Origin of the sequence: Klebsiella sp. P1CD1, from assembly GCF_003790505.1 — a bacterium.
GTDB classification, from domain to species: domain Bacteria; phylum Pseudomonadota; class Gammaproteobacteria; order Enterobacterales; family Enterobacteriaceae; genus Klebsiella; species Klebsiella variicola.
Window position 1 is genome coordinate 4,091,542 of sequence record NZ_CP033631.1, and the last position, 24,195, is coordinate 4,115,736.

The window sequence follows — 24,195 nt, forward strand, 5'->3', positions numbered from 1 at the left end:
AAAAAACTATGTCATTGATTCGTCCAGCACTTGTGCTATTTATTCTGTTAACGCTGCTCACCGGCGGCGTCTATCCTCTGCTGACCACCAGCCTGGGACAATGGTGGTTTAACTCACAGGCCAACGGCTCGCTGATCCGCCTGAACGGTGAGGTGCGCGGCTCCGGACTGATTGGCCAGAACTATACTGCCGCAGGCTATTTCCAGGGCCGCCCGTCGGCCACCGCTGAGACGGCGGATAATCCCATGGCGTCAGGCGGCAGCAACCTTGCCGCCAGCAACCCGGCGCTGGATAAAGCGGTGAGCGAGCGCGTACAGGCCCTGCGCGCCGCGAACCCGGACGCCGACCCGCGGGTGCCGGTCGAGCTGGTCACCACCTCGGCGAGCGGTCTCGATAACAACCTGACCCCGGCCGCCGCGCTGTGGCAGGTCCCCCGGGTGGCTAAAGCGCGCCAGCTGAGCGTTGAGCAGGTAAGCCAGCTGGTGAACCAGGCCACACAAACCCCGCTGCTGAGCTTCCTTGGTCAGCCGGTGGTCAATATACTGCAACTCAATATGGCGCTGGATGCCCTGAAGGATAAGTAAATGAGTGACGAGCCGCTGCGCCCGGACCCTGACCGCCTGCTGCAGCACACCGCCGCCCCGCATCGCGGCAAACTGAAAGTGTTCTTCGGCGCCTGCGCCGGGGTGGGGAAAACCTGGGCGATGCTGGCGGAAGCGCAGCGGCTGCGCGCCCAGGGGCTGGATATTCTGATTGGCGTGGCGGAGACCCACGGCCGAAAAGAGACCGCTGCGATGCTGGAGGGCCTGAGCACCCTGCCGCCGCGGCGGCTCGCTCATCGCGGGCGGTACGTGTATGAGTTCGATCTCGACGCCGCCCTCGCCCGCCGTCCGGCGCTGATTCTGGTGGATGAGCTGGCGCACAGCAATGCGCCCGGCTCCCGCCATCCGAAGCGCTGGCAGGATGTGGATGAACTGCTGGAGGCCGGAATTGATGTCTTTACCACCGTCAACGTCCAGCATCTGGAAAGCCTGAACGACGTCGTCAGCGGGATCACCGGCGTGCAGGTGCGGGAGACCGTTCCCGACCCCTTCTTTGACGCCGCGGACGACGTGGTGCTGGTGGACCTCCCCCCTGACGATCTGCGCCAGCGGCTCAATGAGGGCAAAGTCTATATCGGCGGCCAGGCCGAGCGCGCCATCGAAAACTTTTTCCGCAAGGGAAACCTGATTGCGCTGCGCGAGCTGGCTCTGCGCCGCACCGCCGACCGCGTCGATGAACAGATGCGTGCCTGGCGCGACCGCCAGGGCCAGGAGAAAGTCTGGCACACCCGCGATGCGATCCTGCTCTGTATCGGGCACAACACCGGCAGCGAAAAGCTGGTGCGCGCCGCTGCCCGGCTCGCCGCCCGCCTGGGCAGCGTCTGGCATGCAGTGTATGTCGAGACCCCTTCCCTGCACCGGCTGCCGGAAGCCCGGCGGCGGGCTATTCTCGCCGCGCTGCGTCTGGCCCAGGAGCTGGGCGCCGAAACCGCGACCCTCTCCGACCCGTCGGAAGAGAAAGCGGTCCTCCATTACGCCCGCGAACATAACCTCGGCAAAATCGTCATCGGCCGCCAGCGCAAACGCCGCTGGTGGGATCGCAGCGGCTTCGCCGACCGTCTGGCTCGCCATGCGCCGGACCTCGATCTGGTGGTGATCGCCCTCGATGAAAAACCGTCCCCTCTCCCTGCGCGGGCCAACGACAGCCGTACGGCGCTGGAAAAGTGGCGTCTGCAGCTGCAGGGCTGCGCGGTGGCGGTAGCGCTATGCGCCATCATCACCCTGGTGGCCATGCAGTGGTTGATGGCTTTCGAAGCCGCCAACCTGGTGATGCTTTATCTGCTGGGGGTGGTGATCATCGCCCTGGTCTATGGCCGCTGGCCGTCGGTGCTGGCGACGGTGATCAACGTTATCAGCTTCGATCTCTTTTTTGTCGCCCCGCGCGGGACGCTGGCGGTGTCGGATGTCCAGTATCTGCTCACCTTCGGCGTGATGCTCACCGTGGGTCTGCTTATCGGTAACCTCACCGCCGGCGTGCGCTACCAGGCGCGGGTGGCGCGCTACCGTGAACGCCGTACCCGCCACCTGTATGAGATGTCTAAAGCGCTGGCGGTGGGTCGTAGCCAGCAGGATATCGCCATCACCAGCGAGCGCTTCATCGCCTCCACCTTTCAGGCCCGCAGCCAGTTGCTGCTGCCGGACGCCCAGGGAAAACTGCTGCCCTTAACCCACCAGTCAGGGCTGACCCCATGGGATGACGCCATCGCCCGCTGGAGCTTTGATAAGGGGCAGCCTGCCGGCGCCGGCACCGATACCCTGCCCGGCGTGCCGTACCAAATTTTACCGCTGAAGAGCGCCGCCCGCACCTGGGGGCTATTGGTGGTGGAGCCGGAGAATCTGCGCCAGCTGATGATCCCGGAGCAGCAGCGGCTGCTGGAGACCTTTACCCTGCTGGTGGCCAGCGCCCTGGAGCGTCTCACCCTGACCGCCAGCGAAGAGCAGGCCCGGCTGACCAGCGAGCGGGAAAGCCTGCGTAACTCGCTGCTCGCCGCCCTGTCGCACGATCTGCGTACTCCGCTGACCGTGCTGTTTGGCCAGGCGGAAATTCTGACCCTCGATCTGGCCAGCGAAGGTTCAAAGCATGCTCCGCAGGCCAATGAAATTCGCCAGCATGTGCTCAACACCACCCGTCTGGTGAACAATTTGCTGGATATGGCGCGGATCCAGTCCGGCGGCTTTAATCTGCATAAGGAGTGGCTGACGCTGGAGGAAGTGGTCGGCAGCGCGCTGCGCATGCTCGAACCGAGCCTCGGCGGCCAGCACATTCAGTTGGATCTCCCCGATCCCCTCCAGCTGGTGCATGTCGACGGGCCGCTGTTCGAGCGGGTGCTGATCAACCTGCTGGAAAATGCCCATAAGTATGCCGGCGCCCGGGCGAACATCGGCATCCGCGCCGAGGCGGACGCCCGGCAGCTGTCGCTGGAGGTATGGGATAACGGTCCGGGGATCCCGGCGGGCCAGGAACAGGCTATCTTTGATAAATTCGCCCGCGGCAACAAAGAGTCGGCGATCCCTGGCGTCGGGCTGGGCCTTGCCATCTGTCAGGCCATCGTCGACGTTCACGGCGGGACCATCTCCGCCAGCAACCGGCCCGAGGGCGGTGCCTCATTCCGTGTTACACTGCCGGGAGAAACGCCCCCTGAACTGGAAGAGCTACCTGAGGAATTGTGATTAACGTTCTGATTATCGAAGACGAACACGCTATCCGACGCTTTCTGCGCACCGCGCTGGAAGCCGACGGCATGCGCGTATTTGAAGCGGAAACCCTGCAGCGTGGGCTGATTGAAGCCGCTACCCGTAAGCCCGACCTCGCGATCCTCGATCTGGGCCTGCCGGATGGTGACGGCATTGATTTTATTCGCGACCTGCGTCAGTGGAGCCAGATGCCGATTATCGTCCTGTCAGCGCGTAGCGAAGAGCATGACAAAATTGCCGCCCTGGATGCCGGCGCCGATGACTACTTAAGTAAACCCTTTGGCATCGGCGAGCTACAGGCTCGCCTGCGCGTCGCGCTGCGTCGCCACGGCGCGGCGCAGGCCGATGAGCCAGTGGTGCGCTTCGCTGACCTGGAGGTCAATATCCCCGCCCGCCGCATCCTGCGCGGCAGCGAAGAGATCCACCTGACGCCCATCGAGTTTCGCCTGCTGGCGGCGCTGTTGAATAATCCCGGCAAAGTGCTTACCCAGCGCCAGTTGCTGAATCAGGTGTGGGGGCCTAACGCCGTGGAGCACAGCCACTATCTGCGGATCTATATGGGTCATTTGCGACAAAAGCTGGAGGCCGATCCGGCACGGCCGCAGCATTTGCTGACTGAAACCGGCATTGGCTATCGCTTTATGCCCTGAGCCCCGCCTCTGCAGTACCAGAGGCTGGCGATTTTCAGCCCTTCAGAGAGCAGCAGAAAACCGGCCAGGATCGCTACATGCATGACGCCGGCAGCCTGAATCAGCCACAGACCCAGCGACAGCGAAGGCTGCATAAACACCAGTCTGAGCGGCGCCTGCCCCCAGGCCAGCCACAGCGCATAGCGGCTCTGACGGAAAAAAAGGATCATCGACAGTGGGATGCTGATAATCAGCAGAACATTCAGCGGATACAGCCAGACCGCCCCAGAGCCGTAAGTATGCAGCAGCTGGAGATAAGCCAGCAGGTCGTCGTAAAAAGGGAGGCGGCGGTGGGCAATATTCCACCATAAGAATTGCAGGACGAAAAAGAGATCCATCCACGCCCAGAATAAAAACAGGGACTTCCGTTGTATTTTCATCGCTATCCTTGCGAAAAAAATCAGGCCCACAAGGGGCCTGATGTTTGGCTGCGGTTACGCGTTCTTCAGCACTTCACTGACAATCTCTACCGCTTCTTTTTCAATCAGCTTGCGATGCTCTTCGCCGAGGAAGCTTTCGCAGTAGATCTTGTAGGCGTCTTCGGTGCCTGACGGACGCGCCGCGAACCAGCCGTTGTCGGTCATCACCTTCAGGCCGCCAATCGCCGCCCCGTTGCCCGGCGCCGCGGTCAGACGAGCAGTGATCGGATCGCCCGCCAGGGTGTCAGCACTGACCATTTCCGGAGAGAGCTTGGACAGCGCCGCTTTCTGCGCGGAAGTTGCGGAAGCCTGCAGGCGGTTGTAGCTCGGCGCACCGAAGCGTTCGGCCAGTTCGTTATAATGCTCCTGCGGGTTTTTCCCGGTCACCGCGGTGATTTCCGCCGCCAGCAGGCACATGATGATGCCGTCTTTATCGGTGGACCATGGCGTGCCGTCAAAGCGCAGGAAGGAGGCCCCGGCGCTCTCTTCGCCGCCGAAGCCGAAGCTGCCGTCGAACAGGCCGTCGACAAACCATTTAAAGCCCACCGGCACTTCCACCAGCTTGCGGCCCAGATCGTTCACCACGCGGTCAATCATCGCGGAGGAGACCAGCGTTTTACCCACCGCCACCTCTTTGCCCCACTGCGGACGATGCTGGAACAGGTAGTTGATCGCTACCGCCAGGTAGTGGTTCGGGTTCATCAACCCGGCTGGGGTGACAATCCCGTGGCGGTCGTAATCCGGATCGTTAGCAAACGCCAGATCGAACTTATCGCGCAGCGCCAGCAGGCCCGCCATCGCACACTCTGAGGAGCAGTCCATACGGATGGCGCCGTCTTTATCGAGGTGCATAAAGCGGAAGGTCTGGTCAACCTGATCGTTCACAATGGTCAGATTGAGCTTGTAGTGTTCGCCAATACGTTTCCAGTATTCGATACCGGACCCGCCCAGCGGATCGACACCCAGCGTCAGGCCCGCTTTCTGGATCGCCGCCATGTCGACGATGTCCGCCAGCCCTTCAATGAACGGCTGCACCAGATCCTGTTCTTTAACGTGACCAGAAGCCAGCGCCGCGTCCAGAGAAATGCGTTTCACGCCCTGCAGGCCGGCGGCCAGCAGTTCGTTGGCGCGGTTCTCCACCACTTTGGTGACGTTGGTATCAGCCGGGCCGCCGTTTGGCGGGTTGTACTTGATACCACCATCTTCCGGCGGGTTGTGTGACGGGGTGATCACAATGCCGTCTGCCAGCGGACCGCCTTTTTTGTTATGCACCAGAATCGCATTGGAGACCGCCGGCGTCGGAGTGAAGCCGTTGTTTTCCTGCACGATCACGTCAACGCCGTTGGCGGTTAACACTTCCAGCACCGAAATAAACGCCGGCTCGGAAAGGGCGTGGGTATCTTTGCCGACATAGCACGGACCGGTGATCCCGTTCTTCGCACGATCTTCCGCAATGGCCTGGGCGATGGCCAGGATATGCGGTTCGTTGAAGTTGTGGCGCGCCGCGCTACCGCGATGGCCAGAGGTGCCGAATTTTACCGCATGCTCCGCATTACCGACTTCAGGTTTCAGCACGTAGTACTGAGCAGTCAGTTGGGCGACGTTAATCAAATCACTCTGTTGCGCAGGCTGCCCCGCACGTTTATCGATTGCCATTGCCTGATCCTTCTGGTGCAAATGTTAAAAAGCTAGATCGTGCCGCAAACCTTTTCAATCAGCTCCGCAGGGAACTGCATCGACTGCATGATGTGCTCAATCATGCTGCATTTACGGCCGGTATTGGTATTAGTGATAACCCACCACGGTGTACCAGGAACCTGTTTTGGTTTGGTCTGATTACCGCTTTTCAGCAGCGTACGCGCATCTTCTGCGAAGTAGACGCGCGTGCGGCCATGCAGAGACTCGGTCGCCTCGGCAAATGCTTTATTGTCCAGAGAATAGAGGGTCGTCAACACCAGCATGAAACGGTTCACCGCGCGCTTCTGCTCGGCGTATTCATCAGATAACAGCAGCTCGCGCATGGCGCGGACTTTATCTTTCGCCGGGTTAGCGGGTTTCACCTCCACGGCAGGCGCTGGCGCCAGTGCCGGCGCGGCTTTGCTGACCGGTGTAGCCGGTTGGGAAACGGCGGAAAATTTCAGCATGCGCCGTAAAATGTCGGATGCGCTCTCGCCGATATGCAGAGTGTGGCTGGCAATATAGCGATAGAGTTCATCATCAACTTCAATTGTTTTCATCTTAATCCAGTGCGATATCTTTTCTGAATACAAATCGTTGGGATTATAAGTTCAAATCCCAACCGCGGATAGCGTCAAACCAGGATGGCGGTAAAACTCAGAAAACTTCTGGGTCTTGCAGCCGGATGGCAGAATGTCCAACATAATACCCTAACCCGACGGAGCGAAAAAAAGAACTTTGCCATGAAATTAAATAGCCGAGCGCAATCTGCACAGAATCCGCACAACCACTCCCCGATCGTGCTGGTCCACGGTCTGTTTGGCAGCCTGGACAACCTGGGCATCCTCGCCCGCGACCTGATCGCCGACCACGATATTGTGCAGGTCGATATGCGCAACCACGGTTTGTCGCCGCGATCGCCAGAGATGACCTACCCCGCCATGGCGCAGGATCTGCTTGATACGCTCGACGCGCACCAGATCGAGCGCGCCACCTTTATCGGCCATTCGATGGGCGGGAAAGCGGTGATGGCGTTGACCGCCCTGGCGCCGCAACGCATCAGCGGACTGGTGGCGATCGATATCGCGCCGGTGGATTATCATGTGCGCCGCCATGATGAGATCTTCGCCGCTATCCGCGCCGTCAGCCAATCCTCCGCCAGCAGCCGCCAGCAGGCGGCGCAGGTGATGCGTGAGCATCTGCGGGAAGAGGGCGTGATTCAGTTCCTGCTGAAATCTTTTGTCGACGGCGAATGGCGCTTTAACGTGCCGGTGCTGTGGGACCAGTACCCGCATATCGTCGGCTGGGAAACCATTCCGGCCTGGCCGCACCCGACGCAGTTTATTCCCGGCGGCAACTCGCCCTATGTGACCGACGCCTACCGCGACGCGCTGCTGGCGCAGTTCCCGCAGGCCCGGGCGCACGTCATCGCTGGCGCCGGACACTGGGTGCATGCCGAGAAACCCGAGGCGGTGTTACGCGCCATCCGCCGCTATCTGACGAGCATCGCCGCCTGATTGGCTAAAATATGCCCGACCGCGCCGCAGAATGCCCGCGGTCGTTGGCGCAGCCGTTCGCCTGATGTATGATGGCGCGCTATCTGCGCCGGCTAGAGCCCGGCAGCTTGTTTCCCCGAAGTCACTCAGAATCATGGCAAAAGAACAAACGGACCGTACGACATTAGATTTGTTCGCAAACGAGCGTCGCCCGGGAAGACCGAAAACCAATCCGCTGTCGCGCGATGAACAACTGCGCATCAACAAACGTAACCAGCTGAAACGCGATAAGGTTCGCGGGCTGAAGCGCGTCGAGTTAAAACTCAACGCCGACGCGGTCGATGCGCTCAATGAACTGGCGGAAGCGCGTAATATGAGCCGCAGCGATCTCATTGAAGAGATGCTGATGACCCAATTGCGCGCCCTGCACAGCCAGGGAAAAGTCTAACTTTCCGCGAAAAATCCGCATTCGTGTAGCAGAGTGTGCAGTCGGGCGTGATTGCTGTTTCCGCGCCCTTGCCTGTTCTGCTATGATTGCCGTTATCTATGGGCATCGCGTCCCTACCACATCATTTAAGTTTCAAGAGGTTATTTTACTCATGGCAATCATCGGCATCTTTTTTGGCAGCGACACCGGCAACACCGAAAATATTGCAAAAATGATTCAAAAGCAGCTTGGTAAAGATGTTGCTGATGTTCACGACATTGCCAAAAGCAGCAAAGAAGACCTGGAAGCCCACGACATTCTGCTGCTCGGTATCCCGACCTGGTACTACGGCGAAGCGCAGTGTGACTGGGACGACTTCTTCCCGACGCTGGAAGAGATCGACTTCAATGGTAAACTGGTGGCGCTGTTCGGCTGTGGCGACCAGGAAGACTACGCAGAATACTTCTGCGACGCGCTGGGCACCATCCGCGACATCATTGAGCCGCGCGGCGCGACCATCGTCGGTCACTGGCCGACAGCCGGGTATCATTTTGAGGCCTCCAAAGGCCTGGCGGATGACGACCACTTCGTCGGCCTCGCCATTGATGAAGACCGCCAGCCGGAGCTGACCAACGAGCGCGTTGAGAAATGGGTGAAGCAGGTTGCCGAAGAGCTGCACCTCGAAGAAATCAAAAACGCCTGATGATTAAGCGGCGCAATCATTGAGTTGCGTCGCATTAATAGACAAAAGCAATCAAACTAATAGCTACAAGTTTTTAACTTTTAATCACATATCTGTACAATGTCCTCTGATTCTACGAGGCACGTGACGCAGTTTGTAGCTGGTGCCTCGTTTTTGACAGCAAACCAGGCCTGATGCTTGCAGTTTTCATTTACCAGTGGCAGTTCTATAATGAGACGCATTACGTCGGGTTAATTTCTGTATGACTTCCGTTGAAGGAAGTAGATCGTTTAGCAACAGGACAGATTCCGCATGACTGACAACAATACCGCATTAAAGAAGGCTGGCCTGAAAGTCACACTTCCTCGACTGAAAATCCTTGAAGTGCTGCAGGAACCGGATAACCATCATGTCAGTGCGGAAGACTTATATAAACGCCTGATCGACATGGGCGAAGAGATCGGTCTGGCGACCGTTTACCGCGTACTCAACCAGTTTGATGATGCCGGTATCGTGACTCGTCATAATTTTGAAGGCGGTAAATCCGTTTTCGAACTGACCCAGCAGCATCACCACGATCACCTGATTTGCCTCGACTGCGGCAAAGTGATCGAATTCAGCGATGACTCGATCGAATTACGCCAGCGTGAAATTGCCTCCCGCCACGGCATCCGCCTGACCAACCACAGTCTGTATCTGTACGGTCATTGTGCGGAAGGTGATTGCCGCGAGGACGAACACGCCCACGACGCGGTGGAAAAATAATTCCCCGCTTCGCTGAGACTGAAAAGCCAACCTGCCGGTTGGCTTTTTTATGGGCGCCTCTGCTGCCCTTACCGCTCTCGTCCCACAGGTGACCTTCCCGCGTCCCCGTTTTGTCCGGAGAGTTGATATGGAACTTCGCCAGCTACGCTATTTTGTGCGCATTGTTGAAACCGGCAGCATGGGGCGCGCCGCGCTTGATCTTAATATCGGCGTCTCGGCGCTCAGCCAGCAGATCGCACGCCTGGAAAACGAACTGGCCATTCGCCTGCTGCAGCGGACCTCCCGCGGAGTCACGCCCACCAGCGCGGGTCTCGCTTTCTACTCGCAGGCACAGCTGGCGCTGCGCCATGCCGATGATGCCATCCTCGCCGCCCGCGAGGCGCGCCTGTCAGGCCACGTTAGCGTCGGCATGGCCCCCAGCACCGCCTCCGTTCTCGGCGTCCCGTTCATCAATGCGATGCGCGAAAGCTATCCCGACGTGCGCCTGCATTTGGTGGAAAGCCTCTCCGGTAATCTGGAGCGGATGATCAACACCCGCCAGCTCGATTTAGCTATCGTTTTCCAGCAGGAAAAGATCCTGCGCTGGAGCGCCAGACCGGTGCTGGAAGAACGCCTGTTCCTGATTGGCACCCATGCGCTGTTGGCCCCCCTGCAGGAGGACCACATCTCCCCTGACCAGCTCACCTCCCTGCCGTTGATTATGCCAAGCCAGGGCCATGGCCTGCGCGGCAGGCTGGAGGCAGTTTGCCAGCAGCATCATCTCAGCGTTGAGGTGGTGGCGGACATTGACGGTCTGGCCCTGCTGATGCAGGCCGTGCGCAGCGGACTGGGGGCCACCCTGCAGCCCGGGGCCGCCATCTCCCACCTCGACCATCAGGCGCTGAGGGTGATCGACGTCGTCAACCCGATACTCAGTCGCCCCAACTTTCTGGTCAGTCTGTCTGATGATGAACTCACTCCGGCAGGCCTTGCGGCTCGAGTGATACTCAGCAAAGTTATGCGCCAGCTGGTGGAGTCTGACCGCTGGCCGGGTGCTACCCTTTACGCTCACTAAACCCCTCTTTAGCATTACACCATAGCGCCTCACCGCTGTTACCACCTACATTCCCATTACAAATTTAACAATTAATTAAATTGTAAGGGAGCCGATAATGGTGGATGTACTGGTGATTGGCGGCGGCAATGCCGCGCTATGCGCCGCCTTAACCGCCCGGGAAGCTGGCGCCTCGGTGCTGCTGCTGGAGGCGGCGCCGCGGGAGTGGCGCGGCGGCAACTCGCAGCACACGCGTAACCTGCGCTGTATGCACGATGCGCCGCAGGACGTGCTGGTCGACAGCTACCCGGAAGAAGAGTACTGGCAGGATCTGCTGCGCGTCACCGAGGGGAATACCAACGAAGCGCTGGCCCGACTGGTGATCCGCACCTCGTCACAATGCCGGGACTGGATGCGCCAGCACGGCGTGAACTTTCAGCCACCGCTCTCCGGCGCCCTGCACGTGGCCCGCACCAACGCCTTTTTTATGGGCGGCGGCAAAGCGCTGGTCAATGCCTATTACCGCAGCGCGGAGCAAATGGGGGTGCAGATCCGCTACAACACACCGGTGCAGGCTCTCGAGCTGCGCAACGGCGAATTTGTCGCCGCGCTGGCGGGCGAGGAACGGATTGTTGCGAAAAGCTGCGTCCTCGCCGCCGGCGGATTTGAATCCAACCGCGAATGGCTGCGCGAGGCCTGGGGGCAAAATGACCGCGGTGAATGGCCCGCCGATAACTTTCTCATCCGCGGCACCCGCTTCAACCAGGGAGTGCTGCTCAAGTTTATGATCGACGCCGGGGCCGATATTATCGGCGATCCCTCGCAGTCCCACTGCGTCGCCATTGACGCCCGGGCGCCGCTCTACGATGGCGGGATCTGTACCCGCGTCGACTGCGTGTCGCTGGGGGTAGTGGTCAACCGCGATGCCGACCGTTTTTACGATGAAGGAGAAGATTTCTGGCCCAAACGCTATGCCATCTGGGGCCGGCTGGTCGCCCACCAGCCCGGGCAAATCGGCTACTCGATCATCGACAGCAAAGCCATCGGCCACTTTATGCCGCCCGTCTTTCCCGGCGCTCAGGCCAACACCCTTCCCGAGCTGGCCCGCCAGCTCGGCCTGGACAGCGAACGCTTTACGCAAACCATCGCCGACTATAATGCCGCCTGCGCGCCAGGCCAGTTCGATCATACCCGCCTGGATAACTGCGCCACCGCCGGCCTGACGCCGCCAAAGACCCACTGGGCGCGGCCTATCGATACGCCGCCTTACTACGGCTATGCCTTACGTCCGGGGATCACCTTCACCTACCTCGGGCTCTACGTCGACGACACCGCCGCCGTCCACTTCGCCGGTAAACCCAGCCGCAACCTGTTTGTCGCCGGGGAAATGATGGCTGGCAACGTGCTGGGCAAAGGCTATACCGCCGGCGTCGGGATGTCGATCGGCACCACCTTCGGCCGCATTGCCGGCCAGCAAGCCGCCCGGGCGGCACAGCAGGAGAAACACCATGAAGTCGCTTGAGAAGCTGATCATTGAGGCGCAGATCATCACCGAGCCGGAGGCGGAAGTGGAAAGGGTGATGCAGGTATGTAACGCCTGCCGCTACTGCGAAGGGTTTTGCGCCGTATTCCCGGCGATGACCCAGCGCCTGGCCTTTGGCAAAGCAGATATTAACTATCTGGCTAACCTGTGTCATAACTGCGGCGCCTGCCTGCACGCCTGTCAGTACGCGCCGCCGCACGAATTCGCGATTAACGTGCCGAAGGCGATGGCCGAAGTTCGGCTGGAAACTTATCAGCATTACGCCCAGCCCGCCGCCTTTGGCAGCCTGTACCGCCGGGCTGGCGTGACCACCGTACTGGCGCTGGTCGGCGGACTGATTTTCTTTCTGCTGCTGGCGATGGGGCTTAAAGGCTCGCTGCTTCACTCTCCTCTGGCCGGCGATTTCTATCAGATATTCCCGCATAACCTGCTGGCGTGGATGTTTGGCTCGGTCTTCGTGCTGGCCTTTGGCTTGCTGATGACCGGGGTGATCCGCTTCTGGCGCGAGATCTCCCCGGGCCAGCCGCACGCGGTTGATATCGCCAAGGCCTCACAGGATGCGTTGACGCTGAAATATCTCGATGGCGGGCATGGCAAAGGTTGCAACGAAGCCGATGACGCCTTCACCCTGCTGCGCCGCCGTTTCCACCACTTCACCTTCTACGGCTTTATGCTCTGCTTCGCCGCCACCGTGGTGGCCACGGGATATCACTATTTCGCCGACCGGGAAGCCCCCTACCCGTTCTTCAGCGTCCCCGTGATCCTCGGGACCCTTGGCGGCATCGGCCTGCTGGTGGGGCCGGCTGGCCTGCTGTGGCTAAACCTGCGCCGGTCGCCGTTGCACGGCGATGCACGACAAAAACCGATGGACCGCGGCTTTATCCTGCTACTGCTGCTGACCAGCTTCACCGGCCTGGCGCTGCTGGCGGGACGGGATACCTCATGGATGGGTATTTTGCTCGCTGTTCACCTCGGGGTGGTAATGGCCCTGTTCTTAACCCTTCCCTACGGAAAATTTGCCCACGGATTTTATCGCTGTGCGGCGCTACTCAAGTGGGCAATTGAGAAGCGGCGCGGAAAACAGGCGGCAGTCGCAGGCGACTAACCCGCTCCCTCTTACCTCTATAAAAACAAGATAAAGACAATGGAGAGCACACCCTATGACGCAACAATCCACGCGCGCCGGCACCGTCGGCGCTATCCTCCGCGTGACCAGCGGTAATTTTCTCGAACAGTTCGACTTTTTCCTGTTTGGCTTTTATGCCACCTATATCGCCCGCACCTTCTTTCCGGCGGAGAGCGAGTTCGCAGCGCTGATGCTGACCTTTGCGGTGTTTGGTTCGGGCTTCCTGATGCGCCCCATCGGCGCGGTGGTCCTCGGCGCCTATATCGACAGAATCGGGCGCCGCAAAGGGCTGATGGTCACCCTGGCGATCATGGGCTGCGGGACGCTACTCATCGCCCTGGTACCTGGCTATCAGACCATCGGCGTGCTGGCGCCGATCCTCGTGTTAGTGGGCCGCTTGCTGCAGGGGTTTTCCGCGGGCGTCGAGCTTGGCGGGGTGTCGGTTTATCTGTCGGAAATCGCCACGCCGGGCAATAAAGGCTTCTATACCAGCTGGCAATCCGCCAGCCAGCAGGTGGCTATCGTCATGGCGGCGCTGATTGGCTACGCGCTAAACGCCACGCTGGAGCATGAGGAGATCGCCGACTGGGGCTGGCGCATTCCCTTCTTCATTGGCTGTCTGATTATTCCGCTGATTTTCGTGCTGCGCCGCTCGCTGCAGGAGACTGAGGAGTTCCTGCAGCGTAAACATCGCCCGGATACTAAAGAGATCCTGACCACTATCGCCAGGAACTGGCGCATTATTACCGCCGGGACGTTGCTGGTGGCGATGACCACCACCACCTTTTATTTTATCACCGTCTATACGCCGACCTACGGCAGAGCGGTGCTGCACCTCAGCGCTCGCGACAGCCTGCTGGTGACCATGCTGGTGGGCATCTCTAACTTTATCTGGTTACCGATTGGCGGGGCGATCTCTGACCGGATCGGTCGTCGCCCGGTGCTGATGGGCATTACCCTGCTGGCGCTGCTCACCACCTGGCCGGTGATGCACTGGCTCACCGCCGCGCCCGATTTTACGCGTATGACGCTGGTCCTGCTGTGGTTCTCGTTCTTTTTTGGCATGTATAACGGCGCGATGGTGGCGGCGCTCACCGAAGTGATGCCGGTGTACGTCCGCACTGTGGGATTCTCTCTGGCCTTTAGTCTCGCTACTGCCATTTTCGGCGGCCTGACGCCGGCTATCTCTACCGCCCTGGTCGAGCTCACCGGCGATAAAAGCGCGCCGGGCTGGTGGCTAATGTGCGCCGCGCTGTGCGGGTTCATTGCCACCGCGCTGCTGTTCGTGCGGCTGAGCCGAGGCTATCAGCCGGCGGAGAGTCAGCGCTAAAAAAACAAACGGGCGGAGGTATGCTCCGCCCGTTTGCCGCTAACGTCTGATTTAATGGGTCGTATTATTGCTGCGGATCTCCTTCCAGATCTGGTCGCAGCGCGCTTTCACCGCCTGATCGTTGCCGGTGCGGGTGGCCTGAATACACTGTTGGTAATCCAGGACGCGAACGCTCTCCTGATTGGCAAATTGCTGGTGCTGTTTATCCTCTTTCAGTACATTCAGTACGCTCTGACAGGCTTCAATCTTGTCCGGATTCCCCTCCGCCGTATTAATACAGGCGCTATAGGCATCTTTCAGTTTGGTGTCTTCTTTCGGTGCCGGCGACGTGGCGCAGGCCACCAGACCCGAGGCCATCATGGCAATAAGCAGCATTTTTTTCATTGTCGTTCTCCCAGAGGTGCGGCAGGCTCACGCCCGCCGCGCAGGCATCAGAAAATAGTGAACGGGGCGATAACCATGAACTTCACGTCGCGCTCATCCTGGAAGATGTTGCCGTAGCCGCCGCTCCAGCTCGGAATATCGGAATGGTTGTCGTACTGGGTAAAGTGCAGTTTGAACAGGGTGCCCTTCGCCCGACCTTCCTGCACGGTATACAACGCATCCAGGCTGTAAGCCGATTCTTTCAGGCGATAGTCAGGGTCATAGTACGCATCCGGAGAGGACATTCTTCCCGGCTTCGCATCCCAGGCGTAGACATAAGACGCGCCAAACGCCCAGCCAGGCATATCCCAGTTTTTCATGTCATACATCGCGCCGAAGAAGACCGCTTTTTCGCCGTTGGCGTTAAAGTCGGAGCGGTTATCCCACCAGATATCGAGACGACCGTTGGAAGAGGCATAGGTCGGCGTCATACGCTGCAGGAAGTAGCCCTGCTGGCCATCGGCCTTCACCCAGGTGCCTTCCAGACGCAGGTCCAGCACATCCGCCACTTTATAGCCGAAGGTTAACGCCTGCAGCCATGCGGTGCCGTCATAGATGTCATTGACCCCGCCGTTGCTGACCTTATCGCGGGTGCCGTAGAACTGGTAGCTGGTGCTCAGCGGCGCGCCGGCGACGTCAAACTTGTAGCTGGCTTTTGCAAAGTACTGATCGATATAGCCCTGAGCCTGACCAAATGCCGCCTCCAGCACCAGGTCGTTTTTGAAATCATATTTGGCGCCGACGGAGTGGAGATAATCAACTTTGGTTTTCTTGTCGTTCTGATAGAAATCGTCCATCTCGATATGCCATGGCGCTTTATACTCGTTCGTCCACATATAGGAAAAACTTAACGCGCCCGCCGTGCCATAGTCGAAGTTAGCCCCGGCCTCCGCCCCCTGATAGGTACCTGGCATAAAGCTCCAGTGCGGGGCCAGCAGAGTCTGGCCGGTTGGCTGGATATAGCCCGCACGTGCCCACGCCGGACCGTATTTGAATTTCGCGGCGGCTTTATACAGGCTGATACCGCTCTTATCGCCGGAGTAGTCTTCGTCATAGGCTTTGTTGCGCGATGAGAAGGCAATTTCGTTCGGGTGGCCGCTATCGCCGTTCTCGGCCATTTCAATCGCGGTAAATGCAGCAATATCAAGGCCAAACATATCGGCAGCATAGCCGGACTGGAAGTCCAGGTTAGCGTTCCAGGTGGAGTGGGAAAGGTTGGTTTTATATTTGTCGCCGTCGGTGACATCTTTACGGTCACGCTCACGCTGCCAGTAATAGATACCGCCGGTTAAGGTTGAATCATCGATAAAGCCTGCTGCGCTGGCCTGCGGAACCACAACCCAGCCCGACATCGCGGTGACGGCGGCAATAGCCAGCGCCAGCGTACTACGTTTGCCACTAAACGTACGCATGTGCATATCCTCTTTGACGTTTTAAAAGGCGAAGACCAACGGTCATTCGCTAAAAAAATAAATAAAACTGCAAAATGTGGGGCGGTGAAAAAGGCCGCGAAACCACTGTAGATAGACTATTTTTCGTGACGCGAATTATCAATGTTTTTCGTGAGGCAAAGCTTAAGATTATGACAAAGCGCACATAATTTATGTCTTTTTGTTACAGTCTTATCCCTGATAATTTTGTCATGGAAGTCATTGCAAAATCAGGGAAAAATAGAAGAACTGAAAGCGATTACATTGGTTTTTTGTATATGACAGGAAACATCAGAAGCGCTATTTATTACCGCGAAGTAACAGGATTAATTCGCATCGCGAAAATGAAAAGTTTAATTGGCTGATTCTGAAACAAAAAAAAAGCGCCGCAAGGTGCGACGCTTTTACGAGAGGGAAATTTATTCGCCGACTTTCGCCCAGGTATCACGCAGCCCGACAGTGCGGTTGAACACCAGACTGGAGGCGTTTGCATAGCGACTGTCGAGGCAGAAGTAACCTTCACGCTCAAACTGGTAAGCTTTGCCTGCTTCGGCCTGCGCCAGGCTCGGCTCCGCATATCCCTGCTTAATCACCAGCGAATCCGGGTTGATTACCGCGAGGAAATCTTCCTCCGCCCCCGGGTTTGGTACGCTGAACAGGCGATCGTAGAGACGGATCTCCACCGGCAGCGCATGCGCCGCACTCACCCAGTGGATCACGCCTTTGACCTTGCGACCGTCGGCCGGATCTTTACTCAGGGTATCGGCATCGTAGGTGCAGAAAATAGTGGTGATATTGCCTTCGGCATCTTTCTCCACGCGTTCCGCTTTGATCACGTAGGCATTGCGCAGACGCACTTCTTTACCCAGCACCAGACGCTTGTACTGTTTGTTGGCTTCTTCACGGAAGTCCGCGCGATCGATCCAGATTTCGGCGCTGAACGGCACTTCACGACTGCCCATTTCCGGCTTGTTCGGATGGTTCGGCATCGCCACCATTTCGCTTTCGCCCTGCGGATAGTTCTCGATAACCAGTTTCACCGGATCGATCACCGCCATCGCGCGCGGGGCGTTTTCGTTCAGATCTTCACGAATGCAGGACTCCAGCGATGCCATCTCGATGGTGTTGTCCTGCTTGGTCACGCCGATGCGCTTGCAGAACTCGCGGATGGATTCAGCGGTGTAGCCACGGCGACGCAGACCAGAGATGGTCGGCATACGCGGGTCATCCCAGCCTTCCACGTGCTTCTCGGTCACCAGCTGGTTCAGCTTACGCTTGGACATCACGGTGTATTCGAGATTCAGGCGCGAGAATTCATACTGACGCGGGTGAACCGGAATGCTGATGTTGTCGAGCACCCAGTCGTACAGGCGGCGGTTGTCCTGGAACTCCAGGGTACACAGCGAGTGGGTGATGCCTTCCAGCGCATCGCTGATGCAGTGGGTGAAGTCATACATCGGGTAGATGCACCACTTGTTGCCGGTCTGATGATGCTCAGCGAACTTAATGCGGTACAGCACCGGATCGCGCATCACGATGAACGGCGATGCCATATCGATCTTCGCGCGCAGGCAGGCTTTACCCTCTTCGAAGCCGCCGCTGCGCATTTTTTCAAACAGCGCCAGGTTTTCTTCCACGCTGCGGTCGCGATACGGGCTGTTTTTACCCGGCGCTTTCAGGGTGCCGCGGTATTCGCGAATTTCATCTGGAGAGAGTTCATCAACATAGGCCAGACCTTTGTTGATCAGCTCAACCGCATACTGATGCAGCTGATCAAAGTAATCAGACGAGTAGCAAACGTCCCCGGACCAGTGGAAACCTAACCACTGCACGTCGTTTTTAATCGACTCCACGTATTCGATATCTTCTTTCACCGGGTTGGTGTCATCGAAACGCAGGTTGCATTGACCCTGATAATCCTGCGCGATGCCGAAGTTCAGGCAGATGGATTTCGCATGGCCAATGTGCAGATAACCGTTCGGCTCCGGCGGGAAGCGAGTGTGAACGGTGGTATGTTTACCGGTAGCCAGATCTTCATCAATGATCTGACGGATAAAGTTAGTCGGGCGGGCTTCTGCCTCACTCATCACGGGTTCCTCAAAGCGTAAACAACGTATAACGGCACATGATCTTACAAGCAGGACGTAGTGACAACTATTAGTTACGTAAAATAGGTATCAGAAGAGGATTATGGGGCCGATTGCTGGAAAAAAAAGCGGCGAAGGTTTCCCTTCGCCGCTGAGGCATAAACTCGACTCAGGAGCCTTACTTGCCTTTAATCTCATACAGCGGCGTCTGGCCGGCAACGACCTTACCGCTCGCCAGTATCACCAGCGCGCTGTAGTCATCGCTGTTGCTGCAGACAACCGGGCTAATCATTGAGCGCGCGTTGGCGTTGAGAAAGTCCAGATCCATTTCCAGGATCGGCTCACCGGCCTTCACTTCCGTGCCCTCTTCAACCAAACGTTTGAAGCCCTTGCCTTCCAGCGCCACGGTGTCGATACCCATGTGGACGACGATTTCCGCGCCGTTGTTGGTTTCGAGGCAGAACGCGTGGTTAGTGTTGAAAATTTTCACCACAGTACCCGCCGCTGGCGCGACAACGATGTTGCTGGTCGGTTTCACCGCGATACCGTCGCCGACGGCTTTGCTGGCGAAGGCTTCGTCCGGCACCTGTTCGAGCGCCACCACGTCACCGGTAATCGGTGAAACCAGCGACTCAACGGTCTTCGCATTCGCTACCGCCTGCGGTTTAGCCGCTGGCGCTGCGGTGGCGACATTGCCAGCCGGTGCGGCTGCTGCTGCCGCTACCGGGCCGCGGGTAACCACTTTTTTCATCTCATCGCCGATAGATTCTGCTTTCGCACCGACGATAACCTGGATGGTTTGCTTATTCAGTTTCACCACCCCGGACGCGCCGAGACGTTTACAGGCCGCGTCGTTCACTTTCGCCGAATCGCCCACAGTCAGACGCAGACGGGTGATACAGGCGTCAATGGCTTTCAGGTTGTCCGTTCCGCCCACCGCGGCGATATAGCTGGTCGCCAGCTGGGTCAGGCCCTCTTCAGTGTTGCTGTTGGCTTCTTCCGTTACCACGTCAGCGGCTTTGTCTTCACGACCCGGCGTTTTCAGGTTGAACATGCGGATCACCGCGCTGAACAGCAGGAAGTAGACGAAGAAGAACACCACGCCCATCACCAGCAGCATCCAGACGTTTTTGCTGGCCGCTGGCAGGCTGTACATCAGCACATAGTCAATTGCACCTGCGGAGAAGGAGAAGCCCGCATGGATACCCAGCGCCGTTGCGATGAACAGGCTGATACCGGTCAGCACCGCATGCAGGAGGTACAGCAGCGGAGCCAGGAACATGAACAGGAATTCCAGCGGCTCGGTTACCCCGGTCAGGAACGCGGTGATGGCTACGGACAGCAGCATACCGCCGACCATCGGACGACGCGCTTTCGGCGCCGCCAGATACATCGCCAGCGCCGCACCCGGCAGACCAAACATCATGATCGGGAAGAAGCCGGACATGAACATCCCCGCGGTGCCGTCGCCGGCGTAGAAGCGGTTGATGTCGCCGTGGAACACAGCGCCAGCAGCGTTAGTGAACTCACCAATCTGGAACCAGGCGATAGTGTTCAGCACCTGATGCAGACCGGTTGGGATCAGCAGACGGTTGATGAAACCAAAGATACCGGAACCGAGCGCCCCTGCGGAGACGATCCATTCGCCACCAGAGTGGATAGCGTGCTGCACCGGCGGCCAGACGTAGCCGAAGATCGCGGCGAGGATCAGACAGAAGAAGCCGGTGGCGATCGGCACGAAGCGTTTGCCGCCGAAGAAGCTCAGGAAGTCCGGCAGCTTGATGCCGGCCCAGCGGTTGTACACCGCCCCTGCCACCAGACCGGTAATGATACCGGCCAGCACGCCCATGTTAATTTCCGGGTTGATGGTGACCATCGCTTTGGTCATCACGAAATACCCTACTGCGCCGGCCAGCGCCGCAGAACCCGCGTTATCCTTGGACCAGCTTGATGCCACACCAATTGCGAAGATCAGCGCCAGATTATCGAAGATCGCCCCACCCGCTTGCGCGATGAAGGGTACATTCAACAGGTCTGGTTGCCCGAAACGCAGCAGCAATGCCGCGACCGGCAGCACTGCGATAGGGAGCTGCAACGCCCTACCCAGTCGCTGAAAGAAACCTAAAATATTCATCTTATTCCCCCTATGAGACCCCGATGAGGCTCATTTTCAAAGCCACTTTTTTATTGTGTAACAAGGTCGGTTTTATCACTTACCGGCAAAGTGTGTGAAAAATTAATTCGTATCGCAAATTAAACGGGTATTTTTTGTGATAATTATCACCAAATATCGTATTCCCCCCTCCCTTTCACTGGCTAACATCGAAAACTTATTTTATCATTCAAAAAATCAACACGGATTGACCCCGGTCGGCGCAGTTGCTGCAATACTCTCCTCAGAGTGCTGGCGCCAATCCGCCAGAATCTACTTTAACTATAGAGGTGAAGAATGAGACTGATCCCCCTGGTAACCGCTGAGCAGGTCGGTAAATGGGCTGCCCGCCACATCGTTAACCGTATTAATGCATTCAAACCGACCGCGGACCGCCCGTTCGTGCTGGGTCTGCCTACCGGTGGCACTCCGCTGACCGCCTACAAAGCGCTGGTTGAAATGCATAAAGCAGGCCAGGTTAGCTTCAAACACGTCGTCACCTTTAATATGGATGAATATGTCGGCCTGCCAAAAGAGCATCCGGAAAGCTATCATAGCTTCATGCACCGTAATTTCTTTGACCACGTTGATATTCCGGCAGAAAATATCAACCTGCTGAATGGTAACGCGCCGGACATCGATGCGGAATGCCGTCGCTATGAAGAAAAAATTCGTTCCTACGGTAAAATCCACCTGTTCATGGGCGGTGTAGGCAACGATGGTCACATCGCGTTCAACGAACCGGCCTCTTCTCTGGCGTCCCGCACCCGTATTAAGACCCTGACCCATGACACCCGTGTGGCGAACTCCCGCTTCTTCGATGGTGATGTGGATCTGGTGCCGAAATACGCGTTGACCGTGGGCGTAGGCACCCTGCTGGATGCAGAAGAAGTGATGATTCTGGTGCTGGGTCATCAGAAAGCGCTGGCGCTGCAGGCGGCGGTAGAAGGTAACGTCAACCATATGTGGACCATTACCTGCCTGCAGCTGCATCCGAAGGCGGTGATTGTCTGCGACGAGCCGTCCACCATGGAGCTGAAAGTGAAAACCCTGAAATATTTCAACGAATTAGAAGCTGAAAATATTAAAGGTCTGTAATGTAGTCGTGTCCCGCCACTTGCGCGGGACCCTCTTTTTCTTTGTATGCATCATCATGCCGGCGGCAAACGAACGATCGCTGACCTGATGGGGCGTATATACCGGGGGTCGTAATGTATGCATTAACCCAGGGCCGGGTTTATACCGGTCATGAAATTCTCGATGACCATGCGGTTGTTATCGCCGATGGCCTAATCGAACGTCTCTGTCCGCTGGCGGATTTGCCGTCTGACATGGAGCAGCGCTCGGTCAACGGCGCAATAATTGCCCCCGGTTTTATCGACGTTCAGCTCAATGGCTGCGGCGGCGTGCAGTTTAACGACAGCCCAGAGGCGGTCACCGTTGAAACGCTGGAGATCATGCAGAAGGCGAACGAACGTTCAGGCTGCACCAGCTTCCTGCCGACGCTGATTACCTCCAGTGACGATCTGATGAAGCAAGGTATCCGCGTCATGCGCGAATACCTGCAAAAACACCCGAATCAGGCGCTGGGTCTGCATCTTGAAGGACCGTGGCTGAATATCGTCAAGAAAGGCACCCACAACCCGGACTACGTGCGTAAACCGGACGCCGCGCTGGTCGATTTCCTCTGCGATAACGCCGATGTGATCACCAAGGTGACCCTCGCCCCTGAGCGCGTTGAGCCGGAAGTGATCCGCAAGCTGGTTGCCGCCGGGATCGTCGTCTCCGCCGGCCACTCCAACGCCACGCTGAAAGAGGCGAAAGTCGGCTTCCGCGCCGGCATTACCTTCGCCACTCACCTGTATAACGCGATGCCGTACATTACCGGACGCGAACCGGGTCTGGCCGGGGCGATTTTTGACGAGCCGGATGTCTACTGCGGTATTATTGTCGACGGGATGCATGTCGATTATGCCAACGTACGTAACGCCAAGCGCCTGAAAGGCGACAAACTGTGCCTGGTCACCGACGCCACCGCGCCGGCGGGGGCGAATATTGACCAGTTCATTTTTGCCGGGAAAACAATATACTACCGCAATGGACTGTGCGTAGATGAAAACGGCACGCTCAGCGGCTCCTCCCTGACCATGATTGAAGGGGTGCGTAATCTGGTGGAGCATTGCGGCGTGGCACTGGACGAAGTATTGCGGATGGCGACGCTCTATCCCGCGCGCGCTATCGGTGTGGACAAGCAGCTCGGCAGCATTGCGCCGGGCATGGTCGCTAACCTGACCGCCTTTACACGCGATTATAAAATCACCAAGACCATCGTTAATGGTAACGAGGTCGTCACTGAGTAAGTAAAAGTATGACAGCAGGCGGACAAGCTCAAATTGGTAACGTTGACCTCGTAAAACAACTGAACAGCGCGGCCGTGTACCGCCTGATTGACCAGCATGGGCCTATCTCGCGCATTCAGATAGCCGAACAAAGCCAGCTTGCCCCTGCCAGCGTGACCAAAATCACGCGTCAGCTTATTGAGCGCGGCCTGATCAAAGAAGTCGATCAGCAGGCCTCCACCGGAGGCCGCCGCGCTATCTCTATCATCGCTGAAACCCGCAACTTCAACGCCATCGGCGTGCGGCTTGGCCGCTATGACGCCACTCTGACCCTGTATGATTTAAGCAGCAAGACCCTGGAAGAGGAACATTTTCCCCTGCCCGAGCGCACCCAGGAAACGCTGGAACACGCCCTGCTGAATATCATCGCCACCTTTATCGAAAACTGTCAGCGCAAAATTCGCGAGCTGATCGCCATCTCGGTGATCCTGCCAGGCCTCGTCGACCCGGAAAGCGGCGTGATCCGCTATATGCCGCATATTGCGGTGGAAAACTGGGGCCTGGTCGGGGCGCTGGAAAAACGCTTCAACGTCACCTGCTATGTCGGGCACGACATCCGCAGCCTGGCGCTGGCCGAGCACTATTTCGGTGCAAGTCAGGACTGCGAAGACTCCATCCTGGTGCGCGTGCACCGCGGTACCGGCGCGGGCATCATCTCTAACGGGCGCATTTTTATTGGCCGGAACGGCAACGTCGGCGAAATTGGCCACATTCAGGTCGATCCGCTGGGCGAGCGCTGCCACTGCGGCAACTTCGGCTGTCTGGAGACCGTCGCGGCCAATGCCGCCATCGAACAGCGGGTTCGCCACCTGCTTGAGCAGGGCTACCAGAGCCGTCTGACGCCGGATGACTGCACGATCAAAACTATCTGCAAAGCGGCCAACAAGGGCGATGCCCTGGCCTGCGAGGTGATTGAGTACGTGGGGCGTCACCTCGGGAAAACGATCGCCATCGCGATTAACCTGTTCAACCCACAAAAAATCGTTGTCGCCGGCGAAATAGTGGAAGCTGAAAAGGTCCTTCTTCCGGCCATCGAAGGCTGCATTAACGCCCAGGCGCTGAAAGCGTTTCGCAAGAACCTGCCGGTGGTGCGTTCTACCCTCGACCATCGCTCAGCGATTGGCGCCTTCGCGCTGGTCAAACGCGCTATGCTCAATGGCACGCTGCTGCAGCGCTTGCTTGAGAGCTAATCGCCTCTTTATTGATAGCGCGAAACGATCC

At 58.1% G+C, this 24,195-nt stretch carries 21 protein-coding genes; 14 read left to right on the top strand and 7 right to left on the bottom strand.

Going from position 1 to position 24,195, the window contains the following annotated elements:
* Positions 1-8: 8 nt before the first annotated feature.
* From kdpC to kdpE, 3 genes are read left to right on the top strand one after another with little or no spacing between them, the layout of a single operon-like run.
* Positions 9-584 carry a potassium-transporting ATPase subunit KdpC gene (gene kdpC / locus DTA24_RS20375; protein ID WP_012542436.1) on the top strand — a complete coding sequence of 192 codons (576 nt, stop codon included), beginning with the start codon at positions 9-11 and terminating at the stop codon, positions 582-584.
* A complete protein-coding gene (kdpD, locus tag DTA24_RS20380; protein WP_046881860.1) occupies positions 585-3,272 on the top strand; it encodes a two-component system sensor histidine kinase KdpD in 2,688 nt (895 codons plus the stop codon).
* Positions 3,269-3,946 carry a two-component system response regulator KdpE gene (gene kdpE / locus DTA24_RS20385; protein WP_002894776.1) on the top strand — a complete coding sequence of 226 codons (678 nt, stop codon included), beginning with the start codon at positions 3,269-3,271 and terminating at the stop codon, positions 3,944-3,946. Before kdpD ends, kdpE begins: the two co-directional genes overlap by 4 nt.
* Here kdpE and DTA24_RS20390 read toward each other — a convergent pair.
* Genes DTA24_RS20390 through seqA form a run of 3 tightly spaced genes read right to left on the bottom strand, consistent with a single transcriptional unit; the run spans position 3,928 to position 6,641 of the window.
* On the bottom strand, positions 3,928-4,365 hold the full coding sequence (locus DTA24_RS20390) for a hypothetical protein (RefSeq protein ID WP_032734978.1): 438 nt from the start codon (positions 4,363-4,365) through the stop codon (positions 3,928-3,930). The genes kdpE and DTA24_RS20390 overlap by 19 nt on opposite strands.
* A 54-nt stretch (positions 4,366-4,419) precedes the next feature.
* Positions 4,420-6,060, bottom strand: coding sequence for a phosphoglucomutase (alpha-D-glucose-1,6-bisphosphate-dependent) (gene pgm / locus DTA24_RS20395; RefSeq protein ID WP_002894773.1), 1,641 nt, complete (start codon positions 6,058-6,060; stop codon positions 4,420-4,422).
* 32 nt (positions 6,061-6,092) lie between these two features.
* Positions 6,093-6,641 carry a replication initiation negative regulator SeqA gene (seqA, locus tag DTA24_RS20400; RefSeq protein WP_012542439.1) on the bottom strand — a complete coding sequence of 183 codons (549 nt, stop codon included), beginning with the start codon at positions 6,639-6,641 and terminating at the stop codon, positions 6,093-6,095.
* Positions 6,642-6,824: 183 nt separating this feature from the next.
* Between seqA and ybfF the strand changes: the two genes are divergently transcribed.
* The 8 genes from ybfF to DTA24_RS20440 all read left to right on the top strand — a co-directional run bounded on the left by ybfF (position 6,825) and on the right by DTA24_RS20440 (position 14,483).
* Positions 6,825-7,598, top strand: coding sequence for an esterase (gene ybfF, locus DTA24_RS20405; protein ID WP_114500379.1), 774 nt, complete (start codon positions 6,825-6,827; stop codon positions 7,596-7,598).
* 133 nt (positions 7,599-7,731) lie between these two features.
* Entirely contained in the window at positions 7,732-8,025 is a 294-nt protein-coding gene (gene ybfE, locus DTA24_RS20410; protein WP_012542441.1) for a LexA regulated protein, read from the top strand.
* A 151-nt stretch (positions 8,026-8,176) separates the two neighbouring features.
* Positions 8,177-8,707: a flavodoxin FldA gene (gene fldA / locus DTA24_RS20415; protein WP_002894765.1), complete on the top strand. Its 531-nt coding sequence runs from the start codon at positions 8,177-8,179 to the stop codon at positions 8,705-8,707.
* Positions 8,708-8,998: 291 nt separating this feature from the next.
* Positions 8,999-9,451 carry a ferric iron uptake transcriptional regulator gene (fur, locus tag DTA24_RS20420; RefSeq protein WP_002894761.1) on the top strand — a complete coding sequence of 151 codons (453 nt, stop codon included), beginning with the start codon at positions 8,999-9,001 and terminating at the stop codon, positions 9,449-9,451.
* 127 nt (positions 9,452-9,578) lie between these two features.
* The gene (tcuR, locus tag DTA24_RS20425) at positions 9,579-10,505 is read left to right on the top strand and encodes a tricarballylate utilization LysR family transcriptional regulator TcuR (RefSeq protein WP_008805663.1); all 927 of its coding nucleotides are present in this window, start codon (positions 9,579-9,581) and stop codon (positions 10,503-10,505) included.
* Between the two features lie 97 nt (positions 10,506-10,602).
* Positions 10,603-12,006: an FAD-dependent tricarballylate dehydrogenase TcuA gene (gene tcuA / locus DTA24_RS20430; protein ID WP_008805662.1), complete on the top strand. Its 1,404-nt coding sequence runs from the start codon at positions 10,603-10,605 to the stop codon at positions 12,004-12,006.
* Entirely contained in the window at positions 11,993-13,132 is a 1,140-nt protein-coding gene (tcuB, locus tag DTA24_RS20435) for a tricarballylate utilization 4Fe-4S protein TcuB (RefSeq protein ID WP_042948075.1), read from the top strand. Before tcuA ends, tcuB begins: the two co-directional genes overlap by 14 nt.
* Positions 13,133-13,187: 55 nt before the next feature.
* On the top strand, positions 13,188-14,483 hold the full coding sequence (locus tag DTA24_RS20440) for an MFS transporter (protein ID WP_012968692.1): 1,296 nt from the start codon (positions 13,188-13,190) through the stop codon (positions 14,481-14,483).
* 51 nt (positions 14,484-14,534) lie between these two features.
* Here the strand turns inward: DTA24_RS20440 and chiQ are convergent, their stop codons facing one another.
* The 4 genes from chiQ to nagE form a co-directional block, all read right to left on the bottom strand.
* On the bottom strand, positions 14,535-14,867 hold the full coding sequence (gene chiQ, locus DTA24_RS20445; RefSeq protein WP_008805659.1) for a ChiQ/YbfN family lipoprotein: 333 nt from the start codon (positions 14,865-14,867) through the stop codon (positions 14,535-14,537).
* Between the two features lie 47 nt (positions 14,868-14,914).
* Entirely contained in the window at positions 14,915-16,318 is a 1,404-nt protein-coding gene (gene chiP / locus DTA24_RS20450; protein ID WP_008805658.1) for a chitoporin ChiP, read from the bottom strand.
* 437 nt (positions 16,319-16,755) lie between these two features.
* On the bottom strand, positions 16,756-18,423 hold the full coding sequence (gene glnS, locus DTA24_RS20460; RefSeq protein WP_012542445.1) for a glutamine--tRNA ligase: 1,668 nt from the start codon (positions 18,421-18,423) through the stop codon (positions 16,756-16,758).
* Between the two features lie 178 nt (positions 18,424-18,601).
* On the bottom strand, positions 18,602-20,557 hold the full coding sequence (gene nagE / locus DTA24_RS20465; RefSeq protein WP_012968694.1) for a PTS N-acetyl glucosamine transporter subunit IIABC: 1,956 nt from the start codon (positions 20,555-20,557) through the stop codon (positions 18,602-18,604).
* 315 nt (positions 20,558-20,872) lie between these two features.
* Here nagE and nagB point away from each other — a divergent pair, with 315 nt between their 5' ends.
* The 3 genes from nagB to nagC all read left to right on the top strand — a co-directional run bounded on the left by nagB (position 20,873) and on the right by nagC (position 24,164).
* Positions 20,873-21,673, top strand: coding sequence for a glucosamine-6-phosphate deaminase (gene nagB, locus DTA24_RS20470; protein ID WP_012542446.1), 801 nt, complete (start codon positions 20,873-20,875; stop codon positions 21,671-21,673).
* A gap of 113 nt (positions 21,674-21,786) precedes the next feature.
* A complete protein-coding gene (gene nagA, locus DTA24_RS20475) occupies positions 21,787-22,935 on the top strand; it encodes an N-acetylglucosamine-6-phosphate deacetylase (protein ID WP_012542447.1) in 1,149 nt (382 codons plus the stop codon).
* A gap of 8 nt (positions 22,936-22,943) precedes the next feature.
* Positions 22,944-24,164 carry a DNA-binding transcriptional regulator NagC gene (nagC, locus tag DTA24_RS20480; RefSeq protein ID WP_008805654.1) on the top strand — a complete coding sequence of 407 codons (1,221 nt, stop codon included), beginning with the start codon at positions 22,944-22,946 and terminating at the stop codon, positions 24,162-24,164.
* Positions 24,165-24,195: the final 31 nt, after the last annotated feature.

Bases quoted from the DNA above. Each gene is read 5' to 3' on its own strand.
- kdpC (WP_012542436.1), top strand. From the start codon at position 9: ATGTCATTGATTCGTCCAGCACTTGTGCTATTTATTCTGTTAACGCTG.
- kdpD (WP_046881860.1), top strand. From the start codon at position 585: ATGAGTGACGAGCCGCTGCGCCCGGACCCTGACCGCCTGCTGCAGCAC.
- DTA24_RS20390 (WP_032734978.1), bottom strand. From the start codon at position 4,365: ATGAAAATACAACGGAAGTCCCTGTTTTTATTCTGGGCGTGGATGGAT.
- pgm (WP_002894773.1), bottom strand. From the start codon at position 6,060: ATGGCAATCGATAAACGTGCGGGGCAGCCTGCGCAACAGAGTGATTTG.
- seqA (WP_012542439.1), bottom strand. From the start codon at position 6,641: ATGAAAACAATTGAAGTTGATGATGAACTCTATCGCTATATTGCCAGC.
- ybfF (WP_114500379.1), top strand. From the start codon at position 6,825: ATGAAATTAAATAGCCGAGCGCAATCTGCACAGAATCCGCACAACCAC.
- ybfE (WP_012542441.1), top strand. From the start codon at position 7,732: ATGGCAAAAGAACAAACGGACCGTACGACATTAGATTTGTTCGCAAAC.
- fldA (WP_002894765.1), top strand. From the start codon at position 8,177: ATGGCAATCATCGGCATCTTTTTTGGCAGCGACACCGGCAACACCGAA.
- fur (WP_002894761.1), top strand. From the start codon at position 8,999: ATGACTGACAACAATACCGCATTAAAGAAGGCTGGCCTGAAAGTCACA.
- tcuR (WP_008805663.1), top strand. From the start codon at position 9,579: ATGGAACTTCGCCAGCTACGCTATTTTGTGCGCATTGTTGAAACCGGC.
- tcuA (WP_008805662.1), top strand. From the start codon at position 10,603: ATGGTGGATGTACTGGTGATTGGCGGCGGCAATGCCGCGCTATGCGCC.
- tcuB (WP_042948075.1), top strand. From the start codon at position 11,993: ATGAAGTCGCTTGAGAAGCTGATCATTGAGGCGCAGATCATCACCGAG.
- DTA24_RS20440 (WP_012968692.1), top strand. From the start codon at position 13,188: ATGACGCAACAATCCACGCGCGCCGGCACCGTCGGCGCTATCCTCCGC.
- chiQ (WP_008805659.1), bottom strand. From the start codon at position 14,867: ATGAAAAAAATGCTGCTTATTGCCATGATGGCCTCGGGTCTGGTGGCC.
- chiP (WP_008805658.1), bottom strand. From the start codon at position 16,318: ATGCGTACGTTTAGTGGCAAACGTAGTACGCTGGCGCTGGCTATTGCC.
- glnS (WP_012542445.1), bottom strand. From the start codon at position 18,423: ATGAGTGAGGCAGAAGCCCGCCCGACTAACTTTATCCGTCAGATCATT.
- nagE (WP_012968694.1), bottom strand. From the start codon at position 20,557: ATGAATATTTTAGGTTTCTTTCAGCGACTGGGTAGGGCGTTGCAGCTC.
- nagB (WP_012542446.1), top strand. From the start codon at position 20,873: ATGAGACTGATCCCCCTGGTAACCGCTGAGCAGGTCGGTAAATGGGCT.
- nagA (WP_012542447.1), top strand. From the start codon at position 21,787: ATGTATGCATTAACCCAGGGCCGGGTTTATACCGGTCATGAAATTCTC.
- nagC (WP_008805654.1), top strand. From the start codon at position 22,944: ATGACAGCAGGCGGACAAGCTCAAATTGGTAACGTTGACCTCGTAAAA.